1 pseudogene is annotated in these 692 nt (G+C 44.4%); it reads right to left on the reverse strand.

Features of this window, described 5'->3' with window-relative positions:
* A pseudogene (locus tag R7Z49_RS25210) lies at positions 1–371 on the reverse strand (hypothetical protein); the annotation flags it as partial.
* Positions 372–692 lie beyond the last annotated feature (321 nt).

Genomic DNA, 692 nt, shown 5'->3' on the forward strand with positions numbered 1-692 from the left:
ATGCCTAATGCCGCGCCACTTACGTTGCCAAAGTTAAACGCCACAGCTCCAAGCGCAAGGAGAATACCGACACCATAACCCATACCCGGCGCCACTTTGTTCGCAATGTCTTGGATTCGCATGCCAGAAACGCCCACAATGCGCCACAAGTTCATCACGATACCAAACGTGATAAAGATCGAAGCCAATACTGGAAACGCCATGTCGACTTTGTAGATGTTCGTGAAGACAGCAGTTTGAGTCAAAAAGCCTGGGCCAACAGAGGTCGTCGCCATCAAAAACGCGACACTTAGCATGGCTTTCTTTTGCCAACTGGTTTCTGTTGCAGGAGCGGAAATGGAAGAGGTGCTGATAGTGCTTTGTGTAGTCATGCCAAGTCTCAAATTTGTTGTCTTTCTATTATTAGAAAAAAAGAAAGACAACTGACCGAGATCAGCTGAACTTAGAGAGATATCTCTTTTCAAAACAAACGATTACACGTTGTAGCCGTTCATTGGGCGCATATACTAAGAGCAACGAATGTGACTGTCAACACACAATTGCATAAATATTATTTATTGCAACTCACCTACCCATGATTCAGATATAAAAAAGGATGGCACGTTGCCATCCTCTCTCAAATCTATACTTCGCTTAGACTAGCGTAAACCATGAAGAAACTCTGCGCGGGTGGCTGGGTTGCTCTTAAAAAT

This window comes from Vibrio sp. 1562 (assembly GCF_033340155.1).
Lineage (GTDB): Bacteria > Pseudomonadota > Gammaproteobacteria > Enterobacterales > Vibrionaceae > Vibrio > Vibrio alginolyticus.